We start from the raw sequence: 5163 nt of genomic DNA on the forward strand, positions 1-5163 counted from the left end.
CCGAAGCAGGACCGCCGAAGCGAGACCGCCGACGCGAGTTCACCGAAGCAAGACCGCTCGCCGAAGCAGGACCGCCGAAGCGAGACCGCCGACGCGAGTTCACCGAAGCAAGACCCCCGCCGAAGTTCAGACTTACCGCCGCCGCGACCACCACCAGCGACCTCACCGGGAGGGGCCCGTGCGCCCGTCGTACCACCCGCCGCCACGCCTGCGTCACGCGGCCGTGCCGCGGGCAGCCGAGCACCTTCCCGTGAGCGCTGTGTCGAGGAGGCGATCCCATGGCCGCGGCACCGCGTCTCCAGCTCACTTCGGGCCTGGACGTCCTGGAGGAGTGGGCGGTATCGGCGTGCCAGGCTGACCGCGACGTCGTCTACGAGGTCTTGTTCTCGATGACGGACGGCTCGGTCTTCCTGGTCTACGACATGTTCCGGGTGCCGCGCCAGGCGGACCGGTACGTCATCCTGGTCAAGCACGACCTGGTCGTCCGGGTCGCGATCCGGTGGGCGGAGTCGTCCTTCGACATCGCCTACGTCGGCGAGCTGAGCGGTGACGACCAGGCCGTCGTCTGGTGGTCCGCGCTGGACGATTATTGACCGGCCGACCACGTGCGCCGGTGGTCGCCCCGCCCGGGGCGATCACCGGACCGGCTCACCGCGCCAGCAGCGACCGGTGCAGCGACTGGAGCTCGTCGGACGGCTCCACGCCCAGCTCGTCCAGCAGCCTGGCGCGCAGGCCGCGGTAGGACTCGACCGCGTCCGACCGCCGCCCGCAGCGGCCGAGCACCCGGATGAGCTGCCCGTGCAGGCCCTCGTCCAGCGGGTTGGCCTCGGTCAGCGACCGGAGCGTGCCGATCAGCTCGCGGTGCAGGCCGCCCGCGATCTCGGCCTCGATGCGCAGCCCGCGGGTGACGCGCTGCTGGTCGAGCAGGTGCAGCGCGTACGCGGACAGCGCCGGCCCGCACCGCACCCCCGACAGCGGCGGCCCGGACCACAGGTCCAGCGCGTCCCGGAACGCCCGCGCCGCGCCCGGGTGGTCCCGGCGCGCCATCAGCTCGACGCCCCGCTGGTGCAGGCTCCGGTAGGCGAAGACGTCCACCCGCGCCGGTTCCAGCTCCAGCGCGTACCCGCACGAGCTGGTCAGCACCCGCGCCGGCGCGAGACCGCGGCGCAGGTGGTGCACGTAGGTGCGCAGGGTGCGCCGGACGTCGTGCGGCGCGTGCTCGGGCCACAGCTCGGTGACGAGCGCGTCCACCTGCACGGGCCGGCCGGGTCTCGTGGCGAGCACGGCGAGCAGCGGCAGCAGGCGTGGCGCGGTGGGCGTGCGGTCCTCGCCGTCCACCCGGACGTCGAGCGGACCCAGCAGCGCGATGCGGAGTTCTCCCGTTCCCATGTTGTCCCCCAGCGGTCGGCGGTGTCGCGGTTGACGGTCGCAGATCGCCGGCTGGGCGGACAGTGTCCTCACCACCTGGGACTACAGGTCTTCCACCCTCGTCCGGGGTGCGCCGCGCATGAGCTGTTCGGCCCAACGCGCCGGGGACGACGGGCTCAGAGCCACTCGGCCTCGGTGGCGATGCGGATCGCGTCCACCCGGTTGCGCGCGTTGAGCTTGGTGACCACGGCGGCCAGGTAGTTCCGGACCGTGCCGGGGGAGAGGTACAGCTCGGAGGCGATGTCGACGACCGTGCGGCCGCGGGCGGCCAGGCGGAGGATCTCGACCTCGCGCGGCGTGAGCGGAGACTCCTCGGTCTCCCACGCGGACAGGGCCAGCTCGCTGTCGATGACCCGGCGGCCGACGGCCACCGACCGCACCGCGTCGGCCAGCTTCTCCGACGGCGCGTCCTTGAGGAGGAAGCCGTTCACCTTGGCGTCCAGCGCCCGGCGGACCGTGCCGGAGCGGCCGAGGGAGGTGAGGATCAGGGTGCGGCACGTGGGCAGGCGCTGGTTCAGCTCCCCGGCGGCGGTGAGGCCGTCCTTGCCGGGCAGGTCGATGTCGATGATCGCGACATCCGCCTTGGCTTCCGCGGCGGTGGACACGATCTTGTCCCCCGAGGCCACTTCGGCGACGACCTCGATATCCGGTTCCAGGTTCAGCAATGCGGCCAGCGCACCGCGAACCATATGCATGTCTTCCGCCAACAGGACTCGAATCACGCCGTTCCCCCATACCCAAGAAATCCTGCCCAGTATACCGAGCACCCCTCGGTTCCTGCGCAACCTACGGGTCCACGCTGGTCGTCCGAAGGACAGTATGGCGGGAGAATCGGTCCTCCATTGCTACGAACGGGTGATTTCCCCGCCAACGGAAATCAATCGAGTCTCCAGCGGGATGAAATCACTGTGCGATTGCCTGGTGCCTCACCGTGACGACGGGTACCCCGGATGCCCGCATCGGCCGAGTTGTGCGGAGGACGGTATGGCGGGTTTGACTGGTGCGCTGCGCAAGGTCCTGTTGGCGCCGTCGTTCGCCTCGGTGCGGTTCGCCGAGCGCGGGTTCCAGGCGGCCCCCGGCCCGACCTCCACCCGCCTCGAAGCCGTCCCGCAGGCCGTCGTCGCCGGCTTCGAGTGGGGCGTCGAGGCGCCGCCCGCGTGGGAGCTGGAGGCCCGGCTGGAGATGGTCGAGCCCGAGCTGCGCGGCTTCGCGTACGAGGGCGCCACGATGGCCTGCACGGTGCTGGACGTGATGCCCGGCGGTCGGCGCGACCGCACGGCCGAGCTGCTGCGCGGCCCCGGCCTGCCGCACCTGTTCCTCTGCTACATCGGCATCGGGTTCGCGATGGCCCGCCTGCCGCGCCCGCTGTGGAAGAAGGTGCTGCCCGACCTGGACGGCGTGCCGCACCACCCGGTCATGAGCTGGCTCGCCGTCGACGGCTACGGCTTCGACCGCGCCTACTTCGAGACCCGCCGCTGGGTGGACGAGCAGCGCGAGTTCGAGCCCTACCCGTGGCTCGGCGCGCCGGACTACTTCCCGCGCGCGGCCGACCAGGGCGTCGGGCGGGCGCTGTGGTTCATCCACGGCGCCGACCCGGCCGCGGTCGCCGAAGCGGTGCGGCGGTTCCCCGAACGTCGTCAGCCGGACCTGTGGAGCGGCGTCGGCCTGGCCGCCACGTTCGCGGGCGGTTGCGACCGGGTCGGCCTGACCCGGCTGCGCGAGGCGGCGGGCGAGCACCACGACGAGCTCGCGCTCGGCTCGGTGTTCGCGGTGAAGGGCCGGGCGCACTCGGGCTTCGTGCCGACGCACGCGGTGGACGCCGCCGCGGCGCTCACCGACCTCACCGTCGCGGACGCGCTGGACCTCGCCGACCGCACCGAGCCGGGCGGTGACGCCGGCGCGACGCCCGCGTACGAGGTGTGGAGGAACGCCATCCGCGAGAGCTTCACCGTTCGGGAAAGGCGCCTGTCGGCGTGACGCGCGTGTCGTCGTCATCGCGTTTCGCGCGCCCGAACCGACGTGCGGCCGCGGTAGGGCCAAGTGGCGGACCCGGTGATAGACATTGCGCGCACAGGATTGCGGGCAGGGGAGAGGCAAACGGAACATGATCAGAGTCCTGGTCGCCGAGGACATGCACATCGTCCGCGGCGCGCTGGTCGCGTTGCTGCACCTCGAACCGGACATAAAGGTCGTAGCGCAGTGCGCGAACGGCAACGACATCGTGCCGCTGGCGTTGAAGTCCAAGCCCGACATCGCGGTCGTGGACATCGACCTGCCGGGCAAGGACGGCCTCACCGGCGCGGCCGAGCTGTCCGAGCTGCTGCCCGAGTGCCGCACGTTGATCCTGACCAGCATGGGCCTGCCCGGCACCCTCCGCCGCGCCCTGGCCGCGCGGGTAAGTGGTTTCCTCAGCAAGGACCTGCCCGCCGAGCGGCTGGCCGAGGCGGTGCGGGGGATCGCCGCGGGCAAGCGCGTCCTCGACGGCGAACTGGCGCTCGCCGCGTGGGACAGCGAGGACTGCCCGCTCAACGACCGCGAGGTCGAGGTGCTGCGGATGGTGGCCGCGGGGTGCGAGCCCGCCGAGATCGCCGCGCGGATGCACCTGTCCACCGGGACCGTGCGGAACTGGCTCACCGGCATCGTGCAGAAGCTCGACGCCCGCAACCGGGTCGACGCGATCCGGATCGCCCGGCAGGCCGGGTGGCTGTGACGCCGGTGGCACATCAGTCCACAGTGGACTGAACGAGGTTCCTCTCCTGTCTTGCGCAGTCCTGCCCGGAAGGGTTCCGTTGCGCGGCAATGGAAGTAGCGTCTTCGGCAAAGGTTCCCGGCAGTCGTGGACCCTGACCGGAGGGAGGAACCTGCCGTGACGCACACCCTGTCCCACCGCACCACCGACGGCGGCGTGCTCGACGTCCTGAACACCCGCTGGCACCGCTTGGCGCTGTACGGGTTCCTGGTCGTCGTGGTCGCGCACTGGGTCGAGCACATCACCCAGGCCGTGCAGATCTACGGCTTCGGGTGGTCCGTGCCGAGCGCCAAGGGCGCCCTGGGGCTGGCGTTCCCGTGGCTGGTCACGTCCGAGGTCATGCACTACGGCTTCGCCCTGGTCATGCTGGTGGCGCTCGTGGTGCTGCGCCACGGGTTCACCGGGCGCTCGCGCACGTGGTGGAGGGTCGCGCTGGGCCTGCAGTTCTGGCACCACATCGAGCACCTGCTGCTGATCATCCAGTCCACCAGCGGGGTCTACCTGCTCGGCAAGTCCGCGCCGACCAGCATCATCCAGCTCGTCATCCCGCGCGTGGAGCTGCACCTGTTCTACAACGCGATCGTGTTCGCGCCGATGGTCGTCGCGATGGTCCTGCACCGGCGACCCAACGCCGCCGAGCGGGTCCACGTCCGCTGCTCCTGCGCCGTCCCCGCCTGAGCCGTGCACGCGCACGCGCCCGGCGAGGCGATCGCCCTCGGTTTCGCGCTGCTGCGGGCCCTGCTGCTCGGCACGGTCACCGTGGTCGCGTGCTGGGCGCTGGTCCGCACCTTCCGCCACGGGCTGGACCACCGCCGTGCCGTGACGGCCGCCGCGGGCATCGGCGGTGTCGTCGCGCTGCTGCTCGCGGACGCGACGTGGATGCCCGGACCGGTCGCGGTGGCGGTGATCGCGTGCCTGTCCGCGCCGCCGTTGCTCCGCCGCGCCACGCCGGTGCTCGCCCGGTGCGCGGTGGCCGCGGTGGACGT

At 71.8% G+C, this 5163-nt stretch carries 7 protein-coding genes; 5 read left to right on the forward strand and 2 right to left on the reverse strand.

All coding sequences use genetic code 11. From position 1 onward, the window contains the following. The first annotated feature begins 278 nt into the window (after positions 1-278). Entirely contained in the window at positions 279-593 is a 315-nt protein-coding gene (locus ACFQ3T_RS32845) for a DUF6235 family protein (protein WP_380729400.1), read from the forward strand. 55 nt (positions 594-648) lie between these two features. Here the strand turns inward: ACFQ3T_RS32845 and ACFQ3T_RS32850 are convergent, their stop codons facing one another. Both ACFQ3T_RS32850 and ACFQ3T_RS32855 read right to left on the reverse strand, forming a co-directional pair. Next, the gene (locus ACFQ3T_RS32850) at positions 649-1389 is read right to left on the reverse strand and encodes an AfsR/SARP family transcriptional regulator (protein WP_380729402.1); all 741 of its coding nucleotides are present in this window, start codon (positions 1387-1389) and stop codon (positions 649-651) included. Positions 1390-1544: 155 nt separating this feature from the next. Continuing rightward, on the reverse strand, positions 1545-2150 hold the full coding sequence (locus ACFQ3T_RS32855; RefSeq protein ID WP_380729404.1) for a response regulator transcription factor: 606 nt from the start codon (positions 2148-2150) through the stop codon (positions 1545-1547). Between the two features lie 262 nt (positions 2151-2412). On the opposite strand from ACFQ3T_RS32855, the gene ACFQ3T_RS32860 reads away from it, so the two are divergent. The 4 genes from ACFQ3T_RS32860 to ACFQ3T_RS32875 all read left to right on the forward strand — a co-directional run. Next, complete coding sequence (locus ACFQ3T_RS32860) at positions 2413-3405, forward strand: DUF1702 family protein (protein WP_380729406.1); 993 nt, start codon at positions 2413-2415, stop codon at positions 3403-3405. Between the two features lie 127 nt (positions 3406-3532). Beyond that, positions 3533-4138 carry a response regulator transcription factor gene (locus ACFQ3T_RS32865; protein ID WP_380729408.1) on the forward strand — a complete coding sequence of 202 codons (606 nt, stop codon included), beginning with the start codon at positions 3533-3535 and terminating at the stop codon, positions 4136-4138. A 156-nt stretch (positions 4139-4294) separates the two neighbouring features. Then, positions 4295-4855, forward strand: coding sequence for a hypothetical protein (locus ACFQ3T_RS32870; RefSeq protein WP_380729410.1), 561 nt, complete (start codon positions 4295-4297; stop codon positions 4853-4855). A 3-nt stretch (positions 4856-4858) separates the two neighbouring features. Further along, a partial coding sequence (locus tag ACFQ3T_RS32875; RefSeq protein ID WP_380729412.1) for a DUF6239 family natural product biosynthesis protein occupies positions 4859-5163 on the forward strand: 305 nt, incomplete at its 3' end.

The sequence above is a fragment of the Saccharothrix hoggarensis genome (genome assembly GCF_042678885.1).
GTDB classification, from domain to species: domain Bacteria; phylum Actinomycetota; class Actinomycetes; order Mycobacteriales; family Pseudonocardiaceae; genus Actinosynnema; species Actinosynnema hoggarensis.